General features: G+C 72.6%; 24 protein-coding genes and 1 riboswitch. Of the genes, 1 reads left to right on the top strand and 23 read right to left on the bottom strand.

Annotated features, from left to right (window positions below):
- Positions 1-24: 24 nt before the first annotated feature.
- From FSY66_RS09335 to FSY66_RS09290, 10 genes are all read right to left on the bottom strand, one after another.
- Entirely contained in the window at positions 25-1,098 is a 1,074-nt protein-coding gene (locus FSY66_RS09335) for a bifunctional riboflavin kinase/FAD synthetase (protein WP_260853616.1), read from the bottom strand.
- A 182-nt stretch (positions 1,099-1,280) separates the two neighbouring features.
- Complete coding sequence (locus FSY66_RS09330; RefSeq protein ID WP_144794119.1) at positions 1,281-1,970, bottom strand: GNAT family N-acetyltransferase; 690 nt, start codon at positions 1,968-1,970, stop codon at positions 1,281-1,283.
- On the bottom strand, positions 1,967-2,467 hold the full coding sequence (locus FSY66_RS09325) for a hypothetical protein (protein ID WP_186304529.1): 501 nt from the start codon (positions 2,465-2,467) through the stop codon (positions 1,967-1,969). Before FSY66_RS09325 ends, FSY66_RS09330 begins: the two co-directional genes overlap by 4 nt.
- Positions 2,468-2,481: 14 nt before the next feature.
- Complete coding sequence (locus FSY66_RS09320; RefSeq protein WP_144794116.1) at positions 2,482-2,853, bottom strand: hypothetical protein; 372 nt, start codon at positions 2,851-2,853, stop codon at positions 2,482-2,484.
- A gap of 51 nt (positions 2,854-2,904) precedes the next feature.
- Complete coding sequence (gene truB / locus FSY66_RS09315; RefSeq protein WP_260853623.1) at positions 2,905-3,822, bottom strand: tRNA pseudouridine(55) synthase TruB; 918 nt, start codon at positions 3,820-3,822, stop codon at positions 2,905-2,907.
- 76 nt (positions 3,823-3,898) lie between these two features.
- Complete coding sequence (gene rbfA, locus FSY66_RS09310; RefSeq protein ID WP_144794110.1) at positions 3,899-4,378, bottom strand: 30S ribosome-binding factor RbfA; 480 nt, start codon at positions 4,376-4,378, stop codon at positions 3,899-3,901.
- 228 nt (positions 4,379-4,606) lie between these two features.
- Complete coding sequence (infB, locus tag FSY66_RS09305; protein ID WP_144794107.1) at positions 4,607-7,543, bottom strand: translation initiation factor IF-2; 2,937 nt, start codon at positions 7,541-7,543, stop codon at positions 4,607-4,609.
- A 264-nt stretch (positions 7,544-7,807) separates the two neighbouring features.
- Complete coding sequence (locus tag FSY66_RS09300) at positions 7,808-8,095, bottom strand: YlxR family protein (protein WP_144794102.1); 288 nt, start codon at positions 8,093-8,095, stop codon at positions 7,808-7,810.
- 176 nt (positions 8,096-8,271) lie between these two features.
- Positions 8,272-9,258: a transcription termination factor NusA gene (gene nusA / locus FSY66_RS09295; protein ID WP_144794097.1), complete on the bottom strand. Its 987-nt coding sequence runs from the start codon at positions 9,256-9,258 to the stop codon at positions 8,272-8,274.
- A 232-nt stretch (positions 9,259-9,490) separates the two neighbouring features.
- Positions 9,491-10,012, bottom strand: coding sequence for a ribosome maturation factor RimP (locus FSY66_RS09290; protein WP_144794094.1), 522 nt, complete (start codon positions 10,010-10,012; stop codon positions 9,491-9,493).
- A 274-nt stretch (positions 10,013-10,286) separates the two neighbouring features.
- On the opposite strand from FSY66_RS09290, the gene FSY66_RS09285 reads away from it, so the two are divergent.
- Complete coding sequence (locus tag FSY66_RS09285) at positions 10,287-11,252, top strand: serine/threonine-protein kinase (RefSeq protein WP_144794091.1); 966 nt, start codon at positions 10,287-10,289, stop codon at positions 11,250-11,252.
- 122 nt (positions 11,253-11,374) lie between these two features.
- On the opposite strand, the gene FSY66_RS09280 is transcribed toward FSY66_RS09285, so the two are convergent.
- The 13 genes from FSY66_RS09280 to FSY66_RS09220 all read right to left on the bottom strand — a co-directional run bounded on the left by FSY66_RS09280 (position 11,375) and on the right by FSY66_RS09220 (position 25,914).
- Complete coding sequence (locus tag FSY66_RS09280; protein ID WP_144794087.1) at positions 11,375-13,174, bottom strand: proline--tRNA ligase; 1,800 nt, start codon at positions 13,172-13,174, stop codon at positions 11,375-11,377.
- Between the two features lie 148 nt (positions 13,175-13,322).
- On the bottom strand, positions 13,323-14,198 hold the full coding sequence (locus tag FSY66_RS09275; RefSeq protein ID WP_144794083.1) for a hypothetical protein: 876 nt from the start codon (positions 14,196-14,198) through the stop codon (positions 13,323-13,325).
- A gap of 186 nt (positions 14,199-14,384) precedes the next feature.
- Positions 14,385-15,206, bottom strand: a complete 822-nt coding sequence (locus FSY66_RS09270) for a 4-hydroxythreonine-4-phosphate dehydrogenase PdxA (protein WP_144794081.1) — start codon at positions 15,204-15,206, stop codon at positions 14,385-14,387.
- Between the two features lie 205 nt (positions 15,207-15,411).
- The gene (locus FSY66_RS09265) at positions 15,412-16,293 is read right to left on the bottom strand and encodes a GNAT family N-acetyltransferase (protein ID WP_260853615.1); all 882 of its coding nucleotides are present in this window, start codon (positions 16,291-16,293) and stop codon (positions 15,412-15,414) included.
- Complete coding sequence (gene ispG / locus FSY66_RS09260; protein WP_186304528.1) at positions 16,290-17,453, bottom strand: flavodoxin-dependent (E)-4-hydroxy-3-methylbut-2-enyl-diphosphate synthase; 1,164 nt, start codon at positions 17,451-17,453, stop codon at positions 16,290-16,292. The genes FSY66_RS09265 and ispG overlap by 4 nt, the downstream gene beginning before the upstream one ends.
- A 175-nt stretch (positions 17,454-17,628) precedes the next feature.
- Positions 17,629-18,984, bottom strand: coding sequence for a M50 family metallopeptidase (locus FSY66_RS09255; RefSeq protein WP_144794075.1), 1,356 nt, complete (start codon positions 18,982-18,984; stop codon positions 17,629-17,631).
- A 144-nt stretch (positions 18,985-19,128) separates the two neighbouring features.
- Positions 19,129-19,788 carry a methionine ABC transporter permease gene (locus FSY66_RS09250; RefSeq protein WP_144794072.1) on the bottom strand — a complete coding sequence of 220 codons (660 nt, stop codon included), beginning with the start codon at positions 19,786-19,788 and terminating at the stop codon, positions 19,129-19,131.
- Positions 19,785-20,867, bottom strand: coding sequence for a methionine ABC transporter ATP-binding protein (locus FSY66_RS09245; protein ID WP_260853622.1), 1,083 nt, complete (start codon positions 20,865-20,867; stop codon positions 19,785-19,787). The genes FSY66_RS09250 and FSY66_RS09245 overlap by 4 nt, the downstream gene beginning before the upstream one ends.
- Before the next feature lie 35 nt (positions 20,868-20,902).
- Entirely contained in the window at positions 20,903-21,763 is an 861-nt protein-coding gene (locus FSY66_RS09240) for a MetQ/NlpA family ABC transporter substrate-binding protein (protein WP_313955547.1), read from the bottom strand.
- A 121-nt stretch (positions 21,764-21,884) separates the two neighbouring features.
- Positions 21,885-21,997, bottom strand: a riboswitch (SAM riboswitch).
- A gap of 90 nt (positions 21,998-22,087) precedes the next feature.
- On the bottom strand, positions 22,088-23,371 hold the full coding sequence (dxr, locus tag FSY66_RS09235; RefSeq protein ID WP_144794063.1) for a 1-deoxy-D-xylulose-5-phosphate reductoisomerase: 1,284 nt from the start codon (positions 23,369-23,371) through the stop codon (positions 22,088-22,090).
- Positions 23,372-23,471: 100 nt separating this feature from the next.
- The gene (locus FSY66_RS09230) at positions 23,472-23,774 is read right to left on the bottom strand and encodes a GlsB/YeaQ/YmgE family stress response membrane protein (protein WP_144794061.1); all 303 of its coding nucleotides are present in this window, start codon (positions 23,772-23,774) and stop codon (positions 23,472-23,474) included.
- Positions 23,775-23,960: 186 nt separating this feature from the next.
- Positions 23,961-25,580: a solute symporter family protein gene (locus FSY66_RS09225; RefSeq protein WP_144794058.1), complete on the bottom strand. Its 1,620-nt coding sequence runs from the start codon at positions 25,578-25,580 to the stop codon at positions 23,961-23,963.
- 4 nt (positions 25,581-25,584) lie between these two features.
- Positions 25,585-25,914: a DUF485 domain-containing protein gene (locus tag FSY66_RS09220; protein WP_144794267.1), complete on the bottom strand. Its 330-nt coding sequence runs from the start codon at positions 25,912-25,914 to the stop codon at positions 25,585-25,587.
- Between the last annotated feature and the right edge of the window lie 24 nt (positions 25,915-25,938).

Genomic DNA, 25,938 nt, shown 5'->3' with positions numbered 1-25,938 from the left:
CCCCGGGCCGCCGAGGGCGGGCCTTCAGCGGGCGACGTCGGCCATGCCGTCCGGGTGCTGCGCGAGGATGCTGCGGGTCTGGTCCACGTCGCGGGTCATCTGCTCGACGAGCTTCTCGACCCCTTCGTAGGCGACCATGCCGCGCAGCCGGGCGATGAACTCGACCATGATCTCCTGGCCGTACAGGTCGAAGTCCTCGATCCGCTCCTCGGGCCGGTCGATCACGTGCGCCTCCACGACCCGGGAGACGCCCTCGAACGTGGGATTCGAGCCCACCGAGACGGCCACGGGCCAGCGCTGCCCCGCCGCATCCGTCAGCCAGCCGGCGTAGACGCCGTCGGCCGGGATGTAGCCGTCGGCGTCCGGGGCCAGATTGGCGGTCGGGAACCCGAGCTGCCGGCCGCGGGCCGCGCCGTGCACCACGGTCCCGCGCATGCGGTGGGCCCTGCCCAGCAGGCGCGCGGCGTCCTCGACGTCGCCCTCGATCAGGCGCTCGCGGATCCAGGTCGAGGAGATGCGCCGGTCCTCGGGGTCGTGCTGCGCGTCCTCGGCCTCCCCGACGGGCCCGTCCACGCCGACCAGCGGCAGGCTCTCGGTGCGGATCTGCGCCGGGACGGTCCCGCGGCACTCGAGGTCGTCCACGACGACGACCTCGAAGCCGTGGGCGTCCCCGAAGCGCCGCAGGGCGTTCACGTCGCCCTCGTTGCCGCGCCCGAACCGGGCATCGGCGCCGACGACCACGCACACGGCCCGCAGCCCCTCCAGGAGGTAGCGGGTCATGAACTCGATCGGGTCCTGGGCGGCGAAGGAGAGGTCGTAGTGCTGGACCAGGACCGCATCGAGGCCGAGCTCCTCCATGGCGTCGAGCTTGTCCGAGGTGCCCATGATCTGGCCGCGGTACTGATCGGGCCGGTGCACGAGCGCCGGATGCGGATCGAAGGTCAGCACGACGGAGTGGGCGCCCTCCTGCCGCGCCCGATCCACGACCATGCCCAGGACCTCCTGGTGCCCGCGGTGGACGCCGTCGAAGTTGCCGACGGTGACCACGCTGGTGCCGAGATCCTCGGGCACCTCGGACAGGTCGTGCAAGCGATGCAACGGGTCTCCTCGTGGGGTGCGGGGCGGTCCGGGGACCGCCTCCGCCGCTGGGTCGTGGGCGGGCGGGCGGCCGGGCTGTGTGGCCTTCCGGGGGACGGAGCCGGGGCGCCCGGCGGGCGAGGGCCGGGGCCCTCCGTGCGCTCGTCCCAGGGTAGTCCCTCGCTCGGACTGCCCGCGTCGGCTCAGGCGGGGGCGCCGCCGCCGTCGGCGCCCGGTCCGGTCCAGGGCTGCGACGGGCTGCGCGGCGCATCGGCGGCCAGGGTCGCGATCCAGGTGTCGCGCAGCTGCCCGCGCTGCTCCATGAAGCCGCGGACCAGGACGGGATCGGAGAAGCCGAGCTTCCAGGCCAGCTTCCGCGAGGCCCAGTTGCCGTCGAAGGCCTGCCAGTGCAGGTGGGTCAGGCCCATCGGCCCGAAGGCGTGGTCGATGACCAGGCGGCATGCGCCCTCGGCGGCTCCCGTGCCGCGGGCGTGCGGGCCGAAGTTCAGCCCGATGTCCGCGGCCCCCGCGCGCAGGCGGCACAGCTCGATCGTGCCCAGGAAGCGGCCCTGCGGGTCCTCGACGGCCCAGTTCACGGCCTCGCCGGCCCGGAGTGCGCCGGGGACGTGCTGCTGGATGTACCACAGGGCCGATTCGACGCCGTAGGGCTCGGGCACCGTGGTCCAGCGGACCGCCTCGGGATCCTGGCAGTTGGCGGTCAGCGCCTCCGCGTCGGCGGCGCGCAGCTCCCGGAGGGTGAGGGCGCCGTCGCCCAGGGTCGGGACGCTCAGGCCCCCGTCGCCGGAGCCTGCGGCGGCCCCGGCGGCCGCCGTCTCGGCGTCGGCGCTCTGTGTGCCGGCGCTCTGCGTGCCGGTCGTGTCCTCGGTGCTCATGCGCGGTCTCCTGCTCGTGCGTCGGAACGGTCGGTGCGCGGCCGCGTGCGGTGCAGCCAGATCAGGCCCACGATGGGCAGCAGCAGCGGGATGTAGCCGTAGCCCTGGCCGAAGTGCGACCACACGGTCTCGTCGGCGAACAGCTCCGGCGCCGCGTAGGTCCAGGCCCCGATCCCCACCACGCCGATCAGCTCGATCAGCACGGCGATCGTGGCCACCCTGTGCCAGCGGGGCCCGGTCCGGGTCAGGGCCACGGCGGCCAGCACGTACACGGCCGCGGAGAACAGCGAGAGGAGGTAGGCCAGGGGCGCGACCTCGAACTGGGTGAGGATCTGGTAGAGCGCCCGCACGCCCGCCGAGAGCGAGAAGATGCCGTAGACGACGATGATGACCCGCCCGAAGCCGCTGGACTTCGCATCGGTGCGCGCGGCCCCCTCGCGGGGGCCGAACCTCGACTGCAGGCGTCCGGGGCTGCGCTGATCGGTGCTGTGCTGCATGGTGTCCCTCCTGATCACTGGTAGTACCAGATGAAGTTCATCCGGTAGACCATCACGATGATCGTGGGGCCGGTCGCGGCGAGGATCCAGTTGGACCAGCTCGAGCGCTCGACGAGCGACCAGATGAACGTGCCCGCGGGGATCACCAGGGCGGTGAGCAGGTATCCCCAGTACTCGAGCACGGACCCGGAGGCGGCGGGGCCGAACAGGCCCAGCGCGATCGAGCCGAGCAGATAGACGATCAGGAAGGCCTCGAGCACGAGCACCGAGCCCTGCGTCGCGTCCCCCGGCGGCCTGCCCCGCAGGGCCTGGACCGCGCAGATCAGCGTCGAGAGCGAGCCCAGGACCACCGCGGCCCAGAACCACCCGTCGTATCCCCACAGCATCCGTGCGCTCCCTGCTTCCTCTCGTGCGGCCGCCGCGCGGCCCGGTCTGCTTCAGCCCTGGGCCCGGAAGACCAGGACGGACTTGGCGCTGCGCTCGCCGGGCCGGCCGCGGTCCTCGAGCAGCGCCACGACGCGGCCGTGCGGATCGAAGCCGGCGCGCAGCTCCTCGGGGCCGGTGCCCGAGGCGGCGATGCGCTTGCCCTGGCCCACCTCGAGCGACTCCTGCTCCGTGAGCTCGCGCACCGGGAACATGGCGCGCGCGGCGTCGTCGAGCGAGGTGACGGGCACCGCCCCTCCCCCGGCGACGATCCCGCTCAGGGCCTCCAGGTCCTGGGCGCGCTCGAGCCCCAGGGCCCCCACCCGCGTGCGCCGCAGGGCGCTGAGGTGGCCGCCGATGCCGAGAGCCTCACCGAGGTCGCGGGCGATCGCGCGGATGTACGTGCCCGAGGAGACGTCCAGGACGGCGTCGACCTCGACGGCGGCGTCCTCGCGGCGGATGCCGGTCACCTCGAACCGCGAGACCGTGACGGGCCGGGGCGGCAGCTCGACGTCCTCGCCGTCGCGCACGCGGGCGTAGGAGCGCCTGCCGTCGACCTTGATCGCGGAGACGGCCGAGGGCACCTGCTGCAGGGGCCCGGTCAGCTCCGCGACGGCGGTCCGGATCCGCTGCTCGGTCACGGCCGCCACGGCGGCGGGCTCGGCCGTCGCGGTGATCTCGCCCTCTGCGTCCTCCGTCACGGTCGAGGCGCCCAGCCGGAACGTGGCCTCGTAGGTCTTGTCGGCGCCGACGAGATGGGTCAGCAGCTTGGTGCCGCGGCCCACCCCCACGATCAGGACGCCGGTGGCCATGGGATCCAGCGTGCCGGCGTGGCCGACCTTGCGGGTCCCGCACAGGCGGCGCATGCGCCCGACGACGTCGTGGCTGGTCCAGCCCTGCGGCTTGTCGACCACCGCGAGCCCCTCGGGCACGGGCAGCGAGGGATCCGGCCGGGGCGTCTCCCGGCGCCGCTGCCGAGCGGCCTCGGACACCGGGCCGCCGTCGGACTCAGCGCTCACGGGTCTCCCGGGAGGCCTCGTCGTCGGCGTCGTCGGCCTGCGCGTCCTCATCGGGCGCGGTGCGGTAGGGATTCGCGTCGCTGGCGTAGGAGGCCCCGGCCGCCGCGGCGGCCACGGACGCATCCTTCTCCCTGGCCCGGCGCAGGACGTCCTCGAGGTGCGAGGCGGCCTCGGGGATCTCGTCGGCCACGAACTCGAGCGTGGGCGTGAGCCGGGCGGTGATGTTCCGGCCGACCTCCGCGCGCAGGATGCCCTTGGCGGATTCGAGGGCGCGGGCGGTGTCCGCCTTCTCCTCGGATGTGCCGTAGACGGTGTAGTAGACGGTCGCGTGCTGCAGGTCGTTCGTCACGCGGGCGTCGGTGACGGTCACGAAGCCCAGGCGCGGGTCCTTGACCCGGCGCTCGAGGGCCTTCGCCACGATCACCTTGATGCGGTCTGCCATGCGGGAGGCCCGCTGTGCATCGGCCATGATCTCTCCAGTTCTCGCGCGCGGGCCTGCACGGCCCGGCGGTGCTGTGTCGGGGCGGCACCGATCGGGTGCCGGGCGCACGGCGCGCCGCCGCCCTCAGAGCCTAGGACCGGGTCCGGGGCTCGCGGCGGATGCGCGCCGCACGCAGGCGGCGGCCCGCACCGGGGCCCGTCGCGCGGCGTGCGCGACGACGGGCCCCGATGCGGGCCGCACGGCATGGGACGCCGATCAGGCGCGGGGCTTCTCCTGCATCTCCCACGTCTCGATGACGTCGCCCTCCTTGATGTCGTTGAACGATCCCAGGCCGATGCCGCACTCGTAGCCGTCGCGGACCTCGGTTGCGTCGTCCTTGAAGCGGCGCAGGGACTCGATGGTGAGCCCCTCCTTGACCACGGTGCCGTCGCGGACCAGGCGGGCCTTGGCATTGCGGCGGATGAGGCCCTCGGTCACGTACGAGCCGGCGATCGAGCCCCACTTGGAGGACTTGAACACCTCGCGGACCTCGGCCTTGCCGAGCTCCACCTCCTCGTACTCCGGCTTGAGCATGCCCTTCAGGGCCGCCTCGACGTCGTCGATCGCGTTGTAGATCACCGAGTAGAACTTCATCTCGACGCCTTCGCGGTCGGCGAGCTCGGTGACGCGCTCGGCCGGTCGGACGTTGAAGCCGATGATCACGGCGTTGTCCACCGTGGCCAGGTTGACGTCGTTCTGCGTGATCGCGCCGACGCCGCGGTGGATGACGCGCAGCTGGACCTCGTCCGGGGCCACCTCGATCTTGAGCAGCGAGTCCTCGAGCGCCTCGACGGCACCGGAGACGTCGCCCTTGATGATGAGGTTGAGCGTGTCGATCTTGCCCTCGGCCACGACCTGGTCGAAGGACTCGAGCGTCACGCGCTTGCGGCGCTTGGCCAGCAGGGCGTTGCGGTCCGCGGCCTGGCGCTTCTCCGCGATCTGACGAGCGGTGCGCTCCTCATCGGTCGCGATGAAGGTGTCGCCGGCGCGCGGGACGGTCGACAGGCCCAGCACCTGGACGGGACGCGACGGGGCCGCCTCCTCCACGGCCGCGCCGGTCTCGTCGAACATCGCGCGGACGCGGCCGTGGGCCCCGCCGGCGACGATCGAGTCGCCGACGCGCAGCGTGCCGGACTGGACCAGGACGGTGCACACAGCACCGCGGCCCTTGTCCAGGTTGGCCTCGATGGCCACGCCGCGAGCCGCCTTGTTCGGGTTCGCCTGCAGCTCCAGGGCGCCGTCGGCCGTGAGGACGATGGACTCGAGCAGCTCGTCGATGTTCTGGCCCTGGCGGGCGGAGACGTCGACGAACATCGTGTCGCCGCCGTACTCCTCCGGCACCAGGCCGTACTCCGCGAGCTGACCGCGGATCTTCTCCGGGTTCGCCTCGGGCTTGTCGATCTTGTTGACCGCGACCACGATCGGCACCTCCGCCGCCTGGGCGTGGTTCAGCGCCTCGACGGTCTGGGGCATGACGCCGTCGTCGGCGGCCACCACGAGCAGCGCGATGTCCGTGACCTGCGCACCGCGGGCGCGCATGGCGGTGAACGCCTCGTGGCCCGGGGTGTCGATGAAGGTCAGCGCGCGGTCCTCGCCGTCGACCTCCGGAGTCACCTGGTACGCGCCGATGTGCTGGGTGATGCCGCCGGCCTCGCCCTCGATCACGCGGGTGTTCCGGATGGCGTCCAGCAGACGGGTCTTGCCGTGGTCGACGTGGCCCATGACGGTCACGACGGCCGGGCGCTTCTCCAGGTCCTCCTCGCCCTCGGCTGCCTGCTCGGCCTCGAGGTCGATGTCGAAGGACTCGAAGAGCTCTCGCTCCTCGTCCTCCGGGGAGACGATCCGGATGACGTAGCCGAGCTCGGCGCCCAGGGCCTCGAACGTGCCCTCGTCGAGCGACTGCGTCTGCGTGGCCATCTCGCCGAGGTGGATCAGCACCGTCACCAGCGACGCCGGGTTCGCGTCGATCTTCTCGGCGAAGTCCATCAGCGACGCGCCGCGGCGCAGGCGCACCTCGGTGCTGCCGTCGCCGTGCGGAACAGTGACGCCGCCGACCTTCGGCGCGTTCATCTGCTCCATCATCTCCTGGCGCTTCGCGCGCTTGGACTTGCGCCCCTTGCGCGAGGGGCCGCCGCGGCCGAAGGCGCCCTGCGTGGCGCCGCGCCCGCCGCGGCCGGGGCCGCCGCCGGGACGGAAGCCGCCGCCGGGACCGCCGCCCGGGCCGCCGCGGCGACCGCCGCCGCCGCCGGGACCGCCGCGGGAGGGACGGCTGCCGACGGGGGCCACATTGCTCGTGTGGCCCGGCATCATGTTCGGGCTGGGGCGGGGGCCGCCGGGACGCGGGCCGCCGGCGCCGGCCGCCTGTCCGGGACGCGGCGCGCCCGGGCGCGGGGCACCGGGGCGGGGACCGCCCTGACCGGGCTGACCCGGACGGGGCCCGCCGGGACGGGGACCGCCCTGACCGGAGGGCGCCGGGCGCTGGGTGCCCATGCCCTGCTGCGAGGCGAACGGGTTGTTGCCGGGGCGGGGGCCGCCCTGCGGACGCGCGGGGCGCTGCGAGCCGCCGGCCTGCTTGGGCGTGAACGGGTTGTTGCCGGGGCGGGGACCGCCCGGCTTCGGCGCGGCGCTGCCCGGCTTGGGCGCGGGGCGGCTCGGCGTCGGAGCCGGGGACTCGGAGGCCTCGGGCTTCGGCTGCGCGGGCTTCTGCTCGGGGGCCTTCGCCTCCTGCGGGGCCTGCTCGGGAGCCGCCTGCTCCCTCGGCTCCTCCGGGGTGCTCTGGGCGGCGGCCGGGGCCGACGCCGCGGGCTCGGACTCGGCGGGCTTCGGCTCGGCCGGGGCGGCCGGAGCGGACTGGCCCGGCTTCGGCGCGGGCTTGGCCGCGCCGCCCGGCTTGGGGCCGGTCGAGCCCGGCTCGGGGGTCTGCTGGGCGGTCTTCTTCGAGGAGGGCTTCTCCTCGGCGCCGCCGTCCTTGTCGTTCTTCTTCGCCAGCGAGGCCTTGGCCTGCGGCGAGTCCTTCAGCTTCTTGGCGACCGGGGGCTCCACGGTCGAGGATGCGCCACGGACGAACTCGCCCAGCTCCTGCAGGGTCGAGATCGCCTCCTTGGACGTCATCCCGAGCTCCTTGGCGAGCTCGTGCACTCTCTGCTTAGCCACTTCTCTCCTGTCCCGGCCCGCGCCCGTGACAGGAGGCGGACCGACTAACGGTCTGTCGGAGACCCTCCTCGACGGTCGGACCGCAGGAGGGCATCCCTTGCCGAGTGCGCTGGGGCACTCATCGTTCGGCACTCATCGGATGTCCATCAGCTTCTTGCTCGCTTCCCCATCAAGTGCATCCTGTGTCGCCTCCCCGCACGGTGCGGGGGACGGTTCCGACGGCAGCGGCGCGGACCACGGCCGTCGTGGTGGTGCTCCCGACGCTCAGCCTGCGCCGCGGTCTCCCGCGGCGAGGATCTGCTCGATCAGCAGCGCCTCGTCCCGGACCGGCACGCGTCGCCGGAAGGCCCGGTCGAGGGCCCGCCGACGCAGAGCCGTGTCCGCGCATTCGCGCGTGGGATGAAGCCAAGCGCCGCGTCCGCCGAGCCGACGACGAGGATCGGGGACCACCGCGGGTCCCTGATCACCGGCGACGAGGCTCAGGCGCACGAGTCGGTCCGGGCCGGCGACCTCGCGGCATCCGATGCAGGTGCGCTGCGGAGCATGTCCCACGTGGCTGCACCCTCTCCGATTCCGCGCTGTCCGATGCCGCCCTCCGCCTGCGGCGGGAGACGGCTGCGGCTGGGCCGACGATCATTCTACTCCCGCCCGGGATCGGGCGCCGAATCGCCGCGCGCGGAAGCCCGCCGTGGATCGCACCGCGCCAGGCCCGTCCCGACCCGGGCCGCTCAGGCGCCGCGGCGCCGGGCGTCGTCCGACTCCGAGAGGATGTCGATCCGCCAGCCCGTGAGCTTGGCGGCCAGGCGGGCGTTCTGCCCCTCCTTGCCGATCGCCAGCGAGAGCTTGCCGTCCGGCACCACCGCGCGGGCCGACTTGCCGCGCTCGTCGAGGATGTCGACGCGCAGCACCGAGGCCGGCGACAGCGCGGCCGCGATGAAGCGGGCGGGATCCCCCGACCAGTCCACGATGTCGATGTTCTCCCCGCCGAGCTCGTTCATCACGGCCCGCACGCGGGTGCCCATCTCGCCGATGCAGGACCCCTTGGCGTTGATGCCCTGGGTGCTGGCGGTCACCGCGATCTTGGTCCGGTGACCGGCTTCGCGCGCGATCGCCATGATCTCGACGTCGCCGTCGGCGATCTCCGGGACCTCGAACTCGAAGAGCCGGCGCACCAGGTCGGGGTGCGAGCGCGACAGCGTGATCGACGGGCCCTTGGGGCCGCGCCGGGCCTCCACCACGTACGTGCGGATGCGGCTGCCGTGGCGGTACTTCTCCCCGGGGACCTGCTCGTGCGGCGGGAGGACGCCCTCGACGGTGCCCAGGTCGATCTGGACCATCTGCGGATTGCGGCCCTGCTGGATCTGCCCCGAGACGACCTCGCCCTCCCGGCCCTTGAAGTGGCCCAGGACCGTGTCGTCCTCCACGTCGCGCAGCTTCTGCACGATCACGCTGCGGGCCGTCGAGGCGGCGATGCGCCCGAACCCGGACGGGGTGTCGTCGAACTCCCCGACCTTGGTCCCGTCCTCATCCGTCTCGGCCGCCCAGATCGTCACGCGGCCGGTCTGGGTGTCCAGCTCGGCGCGGGCGTCCTTGATGGCCCCGGGCGAGCGATGGTAGGCGAGCACGAGGGCCTGCTCGATCGTGGGGATCAGCAGATCGAGCGGGAGGTCGCTCTCGCGCTCCAGCATGCGCAGGGCGCTCATATCGATGTCCATCGAGGGCCTTTCCGGATCGGGCCGCTCGGAGCCGGTGCAGGCAGGTGGTCCGCGGACCGGCTCCGGATGCGACGACAGCGCACCGTCGGGATGGGACGGAACGCTGTTCGCGGGTCTATGACGGCGGTGCAGGCGGCCTGCGTGCGGCGCGGCCCCCGGCTCCGCCGGTGTCGGCCAGCCAGTCTACACTGCCCGGCTTCCGGCCTCTCCGGCTCCCCGGGACCGGGGGAGATCAGTCCTCGACCCTCACACGGGCCTGCCGGATGTCGGCCATGGCCCAGGTCTCCGGGTCCAGGAGCTTGACGGGCATGCCCTTCTTGACCTGGGTGCTGCGCTGCAGCGTCACCCGGTCGTCCTGGACCTCGAGCAGCCGGGCCTCGAACGAGCGCCCGTGCGACGTGCGATCCACGGGGTGGACGTCGACGAGGCGGCCGATCGAGCGGCGCCAGTGCCGCGGCTTCTCCAGGGTGCGCGAGGCCCCGGGCGAGGAGACCTCGAGCTCGTAGCCGGGCCCGCCCACGGGATCGGCGCGGTCGAGCTCGTCGGAGACGGCCCGGGCCGCGCGGGCGACGTCGTCCAGGTCCACGCCGTCGGTGCGGTCCTCGGGCAGATCCACGAGCACCTGCAGGACGCGCTGGGGGCCCGTGCCGGAGAGGGTCACGTCCTCCAGGAACAGGCCCTCGGCCTCGACGACCGGGGCCAGCAGCTCCTGCAGATCGGCGGCCTGCGGGTCCTGTGCTCGGTTCTCGCTCACGGATCCTCCATCGGGTGGTGCGGGACAGCAGGGGGCGCATCAGGGCGAGGCAGCGTGCGCCCGCCCGGGGCCGAGGCTATCGGACGGCCGCGACATCACGTGCCCCGTCCGCGCTGCCCGCCCCATGACGCCTCGCTCGTGCGGTCCGGGATCCAGCGCGGCCCGTTCCGGGTCCTACGATGGGCGCAGCCGCGCGGCGGGCGTCCGGCCGCCCGCCGTCGCCCCTGCCGGACGCCGACGCGATGACGACCAGACGAGGACGAGAGGACGCCGCATGGACCTGAGCTCCCGGAGCAGAGCCGCGCTGATCGCTGCCGCGGCGCTGGTCGTGGTGCTCGGCGCCGTCCTGGTGTGGCGCCTGGGACCGGGGCGTCCCGTGAGCGACGGGGAGATCGCGATGGCGCACGCCTACCGGTCCACCGAGCAGCTGAGGGACTCGGACCGGCTGGAGGAGCTCCCGGCGCCCAAGCGGGATGAGCTGCGCGGCGAGCTCGAGAGCCAGCTCGAGGCCATCGGCCGCCCCTCGGAGCGCGCGCTCGAGGCCGCCGAGGAGCAGCCGCCGCCGGTCGGCATGAGCCAGGCGGATCACGTGCCCGGCCTGCCGGGAGGGTTCCTGACCAGCGCGCGATCGCTTCGGATGACACCGCCGGAGACCGCCGAGGACCGGGCGGTGCTCAGCTCGATCGCCGCCCACCGCGCGGCCACCGCCCTCGAGCTCGGCGCCGATCCCGCGAAGGTCGACCGCGCCGCCCCCGTGCCGAGCGCCGACGACGCCCTGGCGGCCGCCCCGCAGGGCGAGGACGCACCGCACGCGACCGGCGAGCAGGCGCATCCCGAGCTGGCGCTGGCCCGGCAGCTCGGACAGGCGCGCAGCTCGGCGCAGACCTGGTCCGCGCTGCCCGAGGACCAGCGCCCGAGCTCGGACGCCTGGGCCCGCGCTCTCGAGCCGGTCCAGGACAGCCAGTGGCTGAGCGCCCTCGAGCAGCGCCACCCGTCCGTGATCGACGGCTCCCCCGGCATGCCGGAGGGCTTCCGCTCCGCTCCCGACGCCGCCCGCGACGACCTCGTGGCCGGGCTCCGGCAGACCGCGCTCGCGCAGATCGCCGCCTCCGCGCCGGAGGATCGGGAGGCCCCGGCCTCGGCAGGGCCCGAGCCCGGGCAGTCCGTGCTGATCCGGCTGTCCGTGGCCGATGCCGCGGCGCAGCGCCCCGTGGACGCGCTGCCCGGCCTCGAGGACTGAGCCGCCCGGCCGCTGCGGTGCGCTGCCTCCCGGACCGCATCGGGCCCCGGAGCGCTCGGCACGGCCCGGTGTGCACCGGGCCTCTGCCGGGGGCGGGGCCGCTCAGCCGGGGGCGGGGCCGCTCAGCGGCCGATCTCCGCGAGGACCTCCCGGGCGACGTCGTCGCGGCGGATCTCGCGGGACTCCCCCGTGGCGCGGTCCTTGAGCTCCAGGACGCCGTCGGCCAGGCCGCGGCCGATCACGAGCATGGTCGGCACCCCGAGCAGCTCGAAGTCGCCGAAGCGCACGCCCGGGGAGACCTTCTTCCGGTCGTCGAACAGCACCCTGACACCGGCCTCCTCGAGCTGGTCGACGATCTGCTCGGCGGCCCGCGCCGCCTCCTCGCCCTTGCCCGTGGGGACCACGTGGATGTCCGCCGGGGCCAGGTGCCGCGGCCAGATGATGCCCTTGTCGTCGTGGTTCGACTCGACCAGCGCCGCCACCGCGCGGGTGACGCCGAAGCCGTAGGAGCCCATGGTCACGACGACCTGCTTGCCGTTCTGATCCAGCACCTTCAGACCCAGGACCTCGGCGTACTTGCGCCCGAGCTGGAACACGTGGCCCATCTCGATGCCGCGCGCGGCCTCGAGCGGCCCGGAGCCGTCCGGAGCGGGGTCCCCGGGAAGGACCTGGGCGCACTCGATCGTTCCGTCCCAGGCGAAGTCCCGTCCGGCCACCAGGTCGTAGACGTGCTGGCCGGCAGCGTTGGCGCCGGTCAGCCAGCGCGTGCCCGGGACCACGCGGGGATCCACGAAGTACGGCAGGCCGGTCAGGGAATCCTCCCCCAGCAGCGCCGCATCGAGGGTGAGGCCCGGGCCCAGGTAGCCCTTGACGATCTGGGGGTGCTTGGCCAGATCGGCGTCGGTGGCCTGCTCGACCTCGAGCTCGCCGCCGACCCCGATCAGCTCCCCGATGCCGACCTCGACCCGCTTGAGGTCGACATTGCGGTCGCCGGGCAGGCCCACGGCCACCAGGCGGCGCTCGCCCTCGGGCGTCGTGACGGCGAGCACGACGTTCTTGAGGGTGTCCGCCCCGGTCCAGGGACCGTCGTCCTTGGGGTGCAGTTGCTCGGAGCGCTCGACCAGGGTCTCGATCGTGGCGGAGTCCGGGGTGTCCTCGACATGGGCCTCCGGCTGGCCCTCGAAGGGCACCGGGTCCGGGACGACGGTGGTCACGGCCTCGACATTGGCCGCGTATCCGCCCGGCGAGCGCACGAAGGTGTCCTCGCCGATCGGCGTGGGGTGCAGGAACTCCTCCGAGCGGGACCCGCCCATGGCACCGGAGTCGGCCGCCACGGCCACGACCTCGAGGCCCAGGCGCTCGAAGATCCGCACGTAGACCTCGCGGTGACGGCGGTAGGACTCCTCGAGGCCGGCGTCGTCGATGTCGAAGGAGTACGAGTCCTTCATGACGAACTCGCGCGAGCGGATGAGCCCCGCGCGCGGACGCGCCTCGTCGCGGTACTTGGTCTGGATCTGGTAGAGCGTGACCGGCAGGTCCTTGTACGAGGAGTACAGATCCTTGACCAGCAGCGTGAACAGCTCCTCGTGCGTGGGCGCCAGGAGGTAGTCGGCCTCCTTGCGGTCCTTGAGGCGGAAGAGGTTGTCGCCGTAGTCCTCCCACCGGCCGGAGGCCTCGTAGGGCTCGCGCGGCAGCAGCGCGGGGAAATGCACCTCCTGGGCCCCGATCGCGGCCATCTCCTCCCGCACGATCTCCTCGATCTTCCGCAGCACGCTCAGGCCGAGCGGAAGCCAGGTGTAGATGCCGGGCGCCGCGCGGCGGATGCAGCCCGCGCGCACGAGCAGCCGGTGGCTGGCGACCTCGGCGTCGACGGGGTCTTCACGCAGGGTGCGCAGGAACAGGGAGGAGAGGCGCAGTGCCACGGGCGCTCCGTTTCGAGGGGGTCGTCGCGTCTGGCGCCTCGGGAGCGAGGCGCGGGTGCCGGGGGCCGCCGTCGCCGGGGCCCGGATCCGATGCGCTCCATCCTATCCCCGGCCCGGCGGCCCGCTGCGGGATGCCCCCGGGCCGCGCTCAGGACTCCGAGAGCGCTCCGGCGACCTCCTCGAGCAGCGCCTCGTTGTCGGGCGCGGGGCCGCCCTCGAACTGCGAGGTCTCGACCATGCTGATCAGGGTGTTGCCGTAGGCCATGCTCGGGTTGGCGACGGAGTCGCCCTCGATCTCGAGCGTGGTCTCGTAGGCCGCGGACGCGCCGTCGACGGCGAGGTCCTCCGTGGTCATCTCGGAGTCGCTGGACTGCCCCTCGACGGTGACCTCGACCTCGCCGCACTCGTCCACGGCGCCGCGCTGCTCGTCCAGCGCCTCCTCCGCGCCCTGAGCGTCGTCGAAGGTCCGCGCCGTGATCAGCAGCGAGCCCTCGTCGTCGACTGCGATGACCGCGTCGCCGCTGTCGTGCATGCCGCCGAGCAGGGCATTCATGAACGGCCCCTCGCAGGTGGCCGGGGAGACCTCGAAGCCCTCGCCGAACTCGGCCGCCATCTCCGCCTCGAGGTCCATTCCGGAGGCCTCGAGCTGGGACGGGGTCACGGCGATCAGCTGCGTCCCGTCGACCTCGGTCGACAGCAGCGTGGTCAGATCCCCTTCGGAGATGTCCTCGGGGGCCTCGCCCCCGGCCGCAGGGCCGGAGGCCGCATCGGATGCCGAGGCCTCGGAGGAGGCCGAGGAGCCCCCGGACGGCTCAGCGGCCGGTTCCGAGGACTCTGCGGACGAGGCCTCCTCGGCCGACGGCTCGGCGCCGCCGGATTCGGGGGCGGGGCTCGCCTGCGAGGCCCCCTCCGAGGGCTCGGAGCCGCCCTCGCCGCCGTCGGGATCCTGGACGCATCCGCTCAGGGCCAGCGCGGCCAGGGCCGTGCCGGCGAAGAGGGTGCGGTAGCGCAGCTGCGGTGCCATGGTGCGGGGCCTTTCGTCGTCCCGTCCTGAAAGGCGGGGGGCCGGTGGTGCTGGGGGGGGGCGTCGAGCCGCCGACGGCGGCGGACGGCCAGTGATGCACCTCACATTCGCCAGGCTGTCACACCGGCTCGCATCCGCCGGAATGTTGCGCACCCCGGCGAGTGCGAGCCGGTGCGGCCGGCGAGCTCAGGACGAGGAGTCGGAGGCCTCCTCCGATGCGCCGCCCGAGGCCCCCTCGGAGGGCTCGGCCGGGCCCTCGACGAAGGTCGGGGCGATCTCCTCGAGCATCGGGGTGTAGTCGGGCGCCTCCTCGGAGCCGGTCTGCCCGCCCATGCCGGCGTTCGGATCGGAGATCGAGATCACGACATTGCCGACGCTCATCATGGCGGTCGAGGTCCTGGAGGTCTCGCCCTGCATCTCGACCTCGGCCTTCTGGGAGATGGCCGCGCCCGCGCCCTCGATCCCGGGCTCCTCGGTGGTCGTGGCGATCGACATCTCCTCGCCCATGAGCGTCATGGTCACCTCGCCGCACTGCGCGTAGGCGTCGCGCACGTCGGTGACGTGCTGATCGGCCGCCTCCTTCGATTCCATGGGGAACGCCGTGACGCTGACCCCGTCCTCGGTCGTGCCCATGGCGGAGTCCTCGACGACATCCGTGAGCATCCCGCCGGTCAGCGATCCCAGCAGCGGCTCCTCGCACTCCGCCGGCTCGATCTCGGCCTCGTCGACGATGGTCTCCATCATCGAGATGCCGTCCTCCGACATGTCCGAGCCCAGGGCGTCCTCCGTGCTCGAGACGTCCGACAGCGGCTGCCCGTCGACGCTCGAGGCGCCGAGGGTGTCGACGACCTGCTCCGTCGTGTAGTCCGTCGGGGCCTCGGGGGTGGGCGTCGGCGACGGCTCGGAGCCGCCGCCTCCGTCGCCGCCGCCCTGAGCGCAGCCGGTCAGGGCCAGGGCCGCGATCGCGGTGCCTGCCAGGAGGGTGCGGAATCGGGTCTGCGCTGCCATGGTGTGCCTGCCTTTCGTGGAACCCGCGGCTCGGGCGGGAGCTCTGGGGGCGGACGGATCGTCGGGATCCGTGACGCGGATCACCGTCGCCCTGGAGGAAGGGTAACCATTGCAAACGCAGAAGGCGATGCATGACGGCAGAAGGATGCATCGGCTGTCGCACCCGGTCGTCGGCCGCAGGCGGCCCGGAGCGGCCGGGGCGGACTCAGAAGAGGACGGTCGCGAACTCCCCGCGCCGCCGGAAGCCGGCCCGGTCGTAGGTGCGCACGGCGGCCGCGTTGTAGTCGTTCACGTAGAGGCTCACGACGTCGTAGCGGGCCAGGGCCAGCGTCACGACCGCCGCCATGCACGGGGCGGCGAGACCCTGCCCGCGGTGCTCCGGGTGCACCCAGACCCCCTGGATCTGGCACACCGTCTCCGAGGCGGCCCCGATGTCCGCCTTGAAGACAACCCGCCGGTCCCGCATCAGCACGAAGGTCCGCCGGCGGGCCAGCAGGCCCTGCACCCGGCGGACGTAGGAGTCCCGGCCCTCGACGTACGGGGAGAAGCCGACCTCCTCCTCGAACATGGCGGCGCTCGCGGGCAGCACCGCATCGATCTCGTCGGGGCGGGCCAGGCGCACCTCCGGGTGCGCCTCGAGAGGCGGCGGCGCGTCGATCGTCATCAGCGGCTGCCGCGAGCGGACGGCGAACGGCTCGCGCCAGCGGTCCTGCACCGCGGCCCACAGGGCCAGGACGTCCTCGCGGGGTCCGAAGAACGACGCGCGCGCCTGGCGCAGCCCGATCAGATGCGCTCCGACGGCCTGGGCGCCGCCCTCCCCCAGGCGCACCGGGACGACGTTCGATCCGACCCAGCACAGCCCCGAGAGCTCGAGCTGCCGTCCTCGGCCCCCGGGCAGGGGGCGTCGGCCGTGCGCGAGCCCCACGACCGGCATCGGCGCCCGCGTGCGCGCGGCGCGCAGGCCCTCGACGTGCTCGGCGACGAAGACCGAGGCGACCGGGTCCTCGGCGAGGAGCCGATCGAGCTCGCCCCGGGGGACGGCGTGGGAGGGGACGATGCGCGTCTCCGACGAGGCGAAGATCCTCACCCGACGGTCACGGTGGGCGAGGCCGCCTCCTCGTCGTCGTCCTCGAGGCCCATCTCCTCCGCGATGCGGTTCGCCTCGGTGATCAGCGTCTCCACGATCTGGTCCTCGGGCACCGTGCGGATGACCTCGCCCTTGACGAAGATCTGGCCCTTGCCGTTGCCGGAGGCCACGCCGAGATCGGCCTCACGGGCCTCGCCGGGGCCGTTGACGACGCAGCCCATGACGGCCACGCGCAGCGGCACCGTGAGGTCCTTGAGGCCCTCGGTCACGTCGTCGGCGAGCTTGTAGACGTCCACCTGAGCGCGTCCGCAGGACGGGCAGGAGACGATCTCCAGCTTCTTGGGCCGCAGGCCGAGGGACTGCAGGATCTGGGCGCCGACCTTGACCTCCTCGACCGGAGGGGCCGACAGCGAGACGCGGATCGTGTCGCCGATGCCCTGGGACAGCAGCGCGCCGAAGGCGGTCGCGGACTTGATGGTCCCCTGGAAGGCGGGCCCGGCCTCCGTGACGCCCAGGTGCAGGGGCCAGTCCCCGCGCTCGGCGAGCAGCTGGTAGGCCCGGACCATGGTCACGGGGTCGTTGTGCTTGACCGAGATCTTGAAGTCGTGGAAGCCGTGCTCCTCGAACAGCGAGGCCTCCCACTGCGCGGACTCGGCCAGCGCCTCGGGCGTGGCCTTGCCGTGCTTGTCCATGATCCGCTTGTCGAGCGAGCCCGCGTTGACGCCGATGCGGATGGAGACCCCGGCATCCTCGGCGGCCCGGCTGATCTCCGCGATCTGGTCGTCGAACTTCCGGATGTTGCCCGGGTTCACGCGCACGCCGGCGCAGCCCGCGTCGATCGCGGCGAAGACGTACTTGGGCTGGAAGTGGATGTCCGCGATGACCGGGATCGGCGACTTCCTGGCGATGATCGGCAGGGCGTCGGCGTCGTCCTGCGACGGGCAGGCGACCCGGACGATGTCGCAGCCCGCGGCGTTGAGCTCGGCGATCTGCTGGAGGGTCCCGTTGATGTCGGTGGTCGCCGTGGTGGTCATGGACTGGACGCTGACCGGCGAATCGGAGCCCACCCCCACGGAGCCCACGCGGATCTGCCGGGTCTTGCGACGCGGCGACAGAACGGGGAGGGGGGCGGCAGGCATGCCGAGGCTGACCGGACTCACGGAAGTCTCCTGGTGCATCGAGGATGGATCTGCTCCATTGTGCCCCAGCGGTCAACCCGCCGACCGCCCGGCGTGAGCCACCGCGCACTCCGACGGCGCCCCGGAGGCGGGCGGCACGGGCCCCGCAGGACGCGCCGCACCGGCGCGGTCGCCGCAGGGGCCGGACGTGCCGGGCTCAGAGCACCCGGACCGGCTCGATCAGGTCGGCGAGCACCAGCAGCAGGGTCATCCCGAGCATGAGCAGCGAGACGGCGTAGGTCAGGGGCAGCAGCCGCAGCGGGTCGAAGGGGCCGGGATCGCCGCGACGGGTCAGCTGCGCGATGCTGCGGCGGATCCGCTCCCACAGGGCGCCGGCGATGTGCCCGCCGTCCAGGGGCAGCAGCGGGATCAGGTTGAAGGCGAACAGCGCCAGGTTGACCGAGCCCACCAGGCTCACGAGGGCCGCGGCCTTCTCCTCGAGCTCCAGGAGGTCCGTGCTGGCGACCTCGCCGGAGATCCGGCCCACCCCCACGACGGACATGGGCCCCTCGGGGTCCCGGGGCGCGTCCGTGAACGTGGAGACGGCGATGCCCCACACGTTGGCCGGCAGGCGGATCAGCCCGCCCACGACGCGCTCGAGGCTGTCGAGGACCTCGCCCGGGACCGCGCTCGGCGGCCGCGGCACGAGCTCGAGCTGCGATGAGGCGCCGATGAAGCCGACGTCCTGCATGACGTGGCGGCCGTCGTCGATGACGGGGGCCCCGGTGTCGTCGACGACGGGCCGCGCCGTCTCGACCGGGGTGATCGAGGCGGTGCGCTCCCGGCCCCCGCGCAGGTACACGATCTCGAGCGGCTCGCCGGCGCCCTCGCGGACGATCTCCGTGAGCGCATCCCACGACTCCACCTGCGACCCATCCAGGGAGACGACCCTGTCCCCCGGTTCCAGGCCCGCGGCATGGGCGGGCGCCGCGGGCGCGTCCGGCGGGCACTGCCCCTCCGCCGCGTCGGGCTCCTGCGCGGCCGAGGCGGGGTCCACGGTCTGCACGCAGCGGCTCACGGACGACAGGGTCGTGGTGGGCTGCTGGCTGCCGAAGCCGGTCACCAGCACCGTGATGCACACGACGGCGATCAGCAGGTTCATGAGCGGGCCGCCGAGCATGATGACGATGCGCTTCCACACCGGGAGCCGGTAGAACGCCCGCCGGTCGTCCTCGGGCAGCTCGTGCGCCCGGGCGATCGAGCGGGTCTCGGCGGCCATCTGCTGCAGGACCCCGGTGGAGTCCACCCCGGCGGGGCGGCCCGCTGCCGGGGGGTACATGCCGACCATGGCCACGTAACCGCCCATGGGCACCGCCTTGATCCCGTACTCCGTCTCCCCGCGCACCCGGGAGACGATTGTGGGCCCGAAGCCGACCATGTACTGCAGCACGCGCACGCCGAAGATCTTGGCCGGGACCAGGTGGCCCACCTCGTGCAAGGCGATCGAGGCGATGAGGGCCAGCGCGGCCAGCAGGACCCCGAGGGCGAAGATCAGGACGCTCACGCAGGACATCCCACCACACGCAGCCGCCGTGCGGAGCCGGACCGTGGACGGGCCTCCGGCGGCCGCGCCACGACGACGGGCGCGGGCCCGGTCCCTCTCGAGGAGGAACCGGGCCCGCGCCCGTCGGGGACCCGCTGGGCGGAAGCTCCCGGATCAGCGGCGCATGATCCGCCGCGCCATCGCGTTGCCGACGAACTGGACGGTCTGCACGATCACGATGATCACCGCGACCGCGGCCCAGGTGACCTCGTCGTTGAAGCGCTGGTAGCCCAGGCGCAGGGCGAAGTCGCCGAGGCCGCCGGCGCCGATCGCCCCGGCCATGGCCGACATGTCGGTCACGCCGATGACCAGGAACGTGTAGCCCAGGACCAGCGGACCCAGGGCCTCGGGCAGGATCACCGTCGTGATGATCCGGAACCGGGACACGCCCATCGAGCGCGCGGCCTCGATCACGCCGGGGTCCACGGACATCAGATTCTGCTCGACGATGCGCGCGACCGCGAACAGCGCGGCGATCGTCATGGCGAAGATCGCCGCGTTCTGCCCCAGCCGCGACCCGATCACGGCCTCCGTGAGCGGGCCGAGGGCCGCCAGCAGGATGATGAAGGGGATGGGGCGCACGAAGTTCACGATCAGGTTGACCGCGGTGTTCAGCGGCCGGTTCGCGTAGATGCCCCCGGGGCGCGTCACGTAGAGCGCGACGCCGAAGGCCAGCCCCAGCACTCCGGCGATGATCATGGTCACGACGACCATGTAGAGCGTCTGCCCGATGGAGGTCAGCAGCTCGGGACCCAGGACGGACCAGTCGGTCATGCCGACACCTCCTTCACACTCGTGGTCTGCGCCAGCTCGGCGATCGTGTCCTCGACGGCCCGGTCGTCGCCGGTGAGCTCGACCGTCAGCGAGCCGTAGGACTGCTCCTGCAGCACGGACACGCCCCCGAACACGATCCGGAAGCTCACGCCGCGGCCGGCGGCCGCGCGGCTGAGGATCGAGCCGACGTCGACGCCCTCGCGGATGTCGAGCACCAGCAGTCGGCCGCGATGGCGCGCGCGCAGGTGGGCCAGCTCCTCGGTGTCGGGCTCGGCGTGGACGACGGTCGAGACGAAGCGGCGGGTGGTCGGCGACTCGGGGGCCGAGAAGATCTGGACCGTGGGGCCCAGCTCGACCACGCGGCCGCTGTCCATGACGGCCACCCGGTCGGCGATGGCGCGCACGACGTCCATCTCGTGGGTGATGAGCACGACCGTGATCCCGAACTCGCGGTTGGCCCGGCGCAGCAGCGCGAGCACCTCCTGCGTGGTCTCGGGGTCCAGCGCCGACGTCGACTCGTCGGCCAGCAGGATCTTGGGGTTGGCCGCCAGTGCGCGAGCGATGCCGACGCGCTGCTTCTGCCCGCCCGAGAGCTGCTCCGGGTAGTTGCCCGCGCGCTCGCTGAGCCCGACGAAGGCCAGCAGCTCCTTCACGCGCTCCCGGCGCCGGTCCGCGGGCCATCCCGCCTGCTTGAGCGGGTACTCGACGTTGCCCGCGACCGAGCGCGACGTGAAGAGGTTGAACTGCTGGAAGATCATGCCGATGTCATGGCGGATCGGAGCCAGCTGGGCCTCGGTGCGCCCGTCGACGCGCCGGCCGTCGACCTCGACGACGCCCGATGTCACGGGCTCGAGGCCGTTGATCAGCCGCACGAGCGTGGACTTGCCGGCACCCGAGTAGCCGATCACGCCGAAGATCTCGCCGCGGCGGATCTCCAGGGTGACGTCGTCGACCGCGGTGACCTCGCGCTGCTGCCGGCCCTTGCCGGTGACGAACGTCTTGGAGACGCCCTCGAAGCGCACGATGGGCTCGACCTCGGCGCCGGGCCGACGCCGCCCGGTCTCGGCGGCGTCGGCCACGGGCTCGCTGTGCGGGTGGAACTCCTCGGTCGAGGTCACTGCTGGAGATCCTGCTGGTAGTCGCTGAGGATCTGCTCGAGCTCCTCCTGCGAGAGGTCCATGGTCACGGCGGTGCCCTTGGAGTCCTCCTTCTCGGCCTCCTCGACCTCCGGGGTGTGGAACAGGTCGGCCACCTGATGCAGGGTCTCGTCGTCCTTGTTGGCCTCGGTCGTGGCGAACAGGTTGACGTACGGGCGGGCGTTCTCGTTCTCGGCGCCGTCGGTGGCCAGGGCGGAGTCCGGGTCGATGTCGCCGCGGGCCAGGAAGTCGTTGTTGATCACGGAGCCGGCGACCGAGTCCAGGGACAGGACGGTCTGCTCGGCGGAGACCGGGGTCACGGTGACCTTCGAGCTCTCGGTGTCGACGTCGCTCTCGGTCGGCGCGGTGGTCTCCGAGGTGAACTCCACCAGGCCGTTGGCCTCGAGCAGCAGCAGAGCGCGCGACTGGTTGATCGAGTCGTTCGGGATGGCGATCTCGTCGCCGTCCTGGATCTCCTCGAGCGAGTCGTAGCTGTTCGAGTACAGGCCCAGCGGGTAGATCGAGGTCGAGGCGATCGGGGTGATCGAGTCGCCGGAGCTGTTGTTGTAGTCCGCGAGGTAGGCCGCGTGCTGGAACCAGTTCATGTCCACGTCGCCGGACTTGGTGGCCGGGTTGACCTGGCTGTACTCGGAGAGCTCGACCAGCTCGACGGTGATGCCCTCCTCCTCGGCCTTCTCCACGAGGGCCTCGTTCACGGGAGTGGTGCCGACGACGCCGATCTGGATCACGCCGTCGTCGTACGGGGCATCGCCGGAGCCGCCGGAGCCGGAGCCGCCGCAGCCGGCGAGGGTGAGGCCGAGGACGGTGGTCAGTGCCACGGCCGGGAGACGGTATGCGCGCATGGGAGGGATTGCCTTTCGTTCAGCGAGCCGCCCGGTCCCATCGGGGTGACCGGCGGCGCGTGAGATCAGGCGTGCCCAGCGATGCTGTGCCGTCGACTTCCCGTGCTTGCCGCGGTGCGGGACCGGAGCCGGATGGTCATCTGGGGCACCCCACCACGGTGAGAGGGTTGCCGTCCGGCCAGCCAGAGCTTCGCGCCGGATCTCGTCATCCTGGCCGCAGAGCCTAGCATCGGTCCCCGCCGTCGGCGAACGCCGCCGACCCGCCCGTCCGGGATCTCGGACGGGCCTTCCGCGGGTCGTTCAGCGGCGGCGGGAGGAGACCAGCTCGTCGGCCCGCGCGCGGGCCCAGTCCTCGGCGGCCAGCACCGATCCGACGGTGAGCTCGGCCTCCCCCGCCGGCTCGTGCTCGTCCACCACCCGAGCCACGGTCTCGACGATGTCCAGGAAGCCGACCCGCCCGGCGTGGAAGGCCAGGACGGCCTGCTCGTTCGCGGCATTGAAGACGGCGGGACCGGTGGGACCTGCCGCGGCGGCCTCCTTGAGCAGGCGCACGGCCGGGAACGCGTCCTCGTCGAGGGGCTCGAAGGTCCACGACGCGGCCCGGGTCCAGTCGCAGGCCGAGGCGGCCCCGGGCACCCGGTCCGGCCAGCCCAGCCCCAGGGCGATCGGCAGGCGCATGTCCGGCGGCGAGGCCTGGGCCAGCGTGGAGCCGTCGACGAACTGCACCATCGAGTGCACGACCGACTGCGGGTGCACCACCACGTCGATGCGATCCAGCGGGATGTCGAAGAGCAGGTGCGCCTCGAGGACCTCGAGCGCCTTGTTGACCATGGTCGAGGAGTTGGTGGTGACCATCAGACCCATGTCCCACGTGGGGTGGGCCAGCGCGTCCTGCGGGCGGACGCCGCGCAGCTCCTCCCGGCTCCGGCCGCGGAACGGGCCGCCCGAGGCCGTGAGGATCAGCCGCTCCACCTCGTCGCCGGCCCCCGAGCGCAGCGCCTGGGCGAGGGCAGAGTGCTCCGAGTCCACCGGGATGAGCGGGTCCTCGTGCGGGGATGCAGCTGCCGCGCGGCGCACGAGCTCGCCTCCGGCGATCAGGGACTCCTTGTTGGCCAGTGCGAGCAGCTTGCCCGCCTCGAGCGCCGCCAGGGTGGGCGCCAGACCGATCGAGCCGGTGATGCCGTTGAGGACCAGGTCGGCCTCCTCGGCCCGCGCGGCCTCCGCCGCGGCATCGGGGCCGGTGCGGATCAGGGGCGCGTACTCGCCGTCGAGGGTCTCCATGCGCGAGGCGATCAGCCGGGCGAGGAGATCGCCGTCGTCGACGTCCCCGCTCGTGGCCACGAGCCCGGCCCGGGTCTCGACGGCCTGCTCGGAGAGCAGCTCGAGGTTCGAGTGCCCGGCGGCCAGGGCGACGACGCGGAAGGGCGCCTCGTCGCCGCGGGCCGCCGCGGCGGCGCTGCGCACGACGTCGAGGGCCTGGGTGCCGATCGACCCGGTCGAGCCGAGGATCGAGATCCTGCGCTGGGGCCGGGACCACAGCGGGGCGTCGGGGGCGGGGCGGCGGGCGGAGGAGGTGTCGGACATGGGCTCCAGTATGCCCATCGGGCATCGGCCGCGCCGCACACGACAGCGCCCCGCCCCTCGGACGAGGGACGGGGCGCTGCGGTTCGGCGTGGGGGCCGGATCAGCGCTCGACGCGGCCGCCGCGGGCGGCGCCGCCGCGGCTGCCCTTGGTCAGGGCGCCGTAGATGAACAGCACGACGAGCGCGCCGATGATGGCGAGCACGATCGAGCCGATGGACAGGGGGCTGCTGGCCTCGTGCAGACCGGGGATGACCATGGCGATCAGGCCGCCGACGAAGGCGCCGATGATGCCGAGGATCATGGTCATGACGATGCCGCCGCCCTGCTTGCCGGGCATGATGAGCTTTGCGATGGCGCCGGCGATGATGCCGAGGATGATCCAGGCGATGATGGTCCAGAGCATGGTGTTTCTCCTGATTCGGGCCGTCCGCGCGGAGGCCCAGTGCTGGGGGACGTGCTCAGTCTGCTGAGCACCTGCAGGGAGGGTATCTCAGATGCTGTCGCGCGCATCGATTCGGCGCGCCTGGGCGTGCGGCGTTGCTCACATGGCTCTCACTCCGCTCTCACGTCGATCTGCATGCTGCGGGGCTCAGTGCTCGACCGGGGGCTCCGCGCCGACGCCCGTCATGGAGCGGACCTCCATCTCCGCCTGCTTCTCCCGGTTCTCGCGGCGGCGCTCCGTGAGCGAGCCGATGACGCCGAGCAGGAAGCCCACGGGGATCGAGACGATGCCCGGGTTGGTCAGCGGGAACCAGGCGAAGTCCGCGCCGGCGATCATGGAGGTCTCCGCCCCGGACATGACCGGGGAGAAGATGATCAGCACGACGGCGCTGAGCAGGCCGCCGTACATCGACCACACGGCGCCGCGGGTCGTGAAGCGCTTCCAGTAGAGCGAGAAGAGGATCGTGGGCAGGTTCGCCGAGGCCGCGACGGCGAAGGCCAGGGCCACCAGGAACGCGACGTTCTGGCCCTGGGCGCCGATGCCGCCCAGGATCGCCACGATGCCGATGACGACCACCGTGATCTTGCCGACGCGCAGCTCCTCCATGCCCGTGGCCTTGCCCTTCTTGATGACGTTGCCGTAGACGTCGTGGGCGAACGAGGCAGAGGCGGTGATCGCCAGGCCGGCCACCACGGCCAGGATCGTGGCGAAGGCGACGGCGGCGATGAACCCGAGCAGCAGCGATCCGCCGAGCTCGTAGGCCAGCAGCGGCGCCGCCGAGTTCACGCCGCCCGGGGCCTCGGCGATGCGGTCGGCTCCGATCAGGGCCGCCGCGGCGTAGCCGAGCACGAGCGTGAAGAGGTAGAAGGTCCCGATCAGGACGATGGCCCAGACCACGGACTTCCGGGCCTCCTTGGCCGTGGGGACCGTGTAGAAGCGCATCAGCACGTGCGGCAGGCCGGCCGCGCCGAGGACCAGGGCCATGCCCAGGGAGACGAAGTCGAGCTTGGTGACCTCGCTGAGCCCGTAGCGCAGCCCGGGCTCCAGGATGGCGTGATCGCCCGAGGTCTCCACGGCGCCGCCGAGCAGCCCGGAGAAGCTGAAGCCGAACAGGGCCAGGGCCCACACGGTCATGACGGCCACGCCTGCGACCAGCAGGCACGCCTTGATGATCTGGACCCAGGTGGTGCCCTTCATGCCGCCGATCAGCACGTAGAGGATCATCAGCGCACCCACCGCGAAGATGACGAGCGACTGCCCGGTGCTCGACGTCACGCCCAGCAGCAGCGAGACCAGGGCGCCGGCGCCGGCCATCTGGGCCAGCAGGTAGAAGAACGTCACGCTCAGCGTCGAGACCGAGGCGGCCATCCGCACCGGCGTCTGGCGCAGGCGGAAGGAGAGCACGTCCGCCATCGTGAACTTGCCGGTGTTGCGCAGCGGCTCGGCGATCAGCAGCAGGGCCACCAGCCACGCGACGAAGAAGCCGATCGAGTACAGGAAGCCGTCGTAGCCCTGCACGGCGATCGCACCCACGATGCCCAGGAACGACGCCGCGGAGAGGTAGTCGCCCGCGATGGCCAGGCCGTTCTGGGTCCCGGTGAAGGAGCGTCCGCCGGCGAAGTAGTCCGCAGCGCTCTGCGTGGAGTTCGAGGCGCGGATGACCACGACCAGCGTGACCGCCACGAACGCCAGGAAGATCGACATGTTGATCCAGGGCGACCCGACGGTGCTTCCGGAGGTCTCGGCCAGGGGGATCTGCACGTTCATGGGCTCAGCCCTCCTGTCCTGCGCCGCGGCTGAGGGCCGCGTAGTCGCCGGCTTCGAGATCGGCGCGGATGGCCTGCGCCTGGCGGTCGAGGTTCTTGTTGGCGAAGAGCACGTACAGGGCCGTGATGCCGAAGGTGGTCACGAACTGCAGCAGTCCGAGGATCACGCCGAGGTTGACGTTGCCGATCACCTCGCGAGCCATGAGGGAGGGGGCGTAGATGGACAGCAGGACGTAGAGCATGAACCACGCGAGGAAGAACACGGTCATGGGGAAGACGAACCGGCGGTGCGTGCTGCGCAGGGACTGGAACTCAGGGGAGGCCTGAGCCGCCATGAAGTCCTCTGCCGTCGGCTCCGC

The organism is Kocuria palustris (assembly GCF_007666205.1).
Classification (GTDB): domain Bacteria; phylum Actinomycetota; class Actinomycetes; order Actinomycetales; family Micrococcaceae; genus Kocuria; species Kocuria palustris_A.
This window is presented reverse-complemented; position numbering and strand designations above follow the sequence as displayed.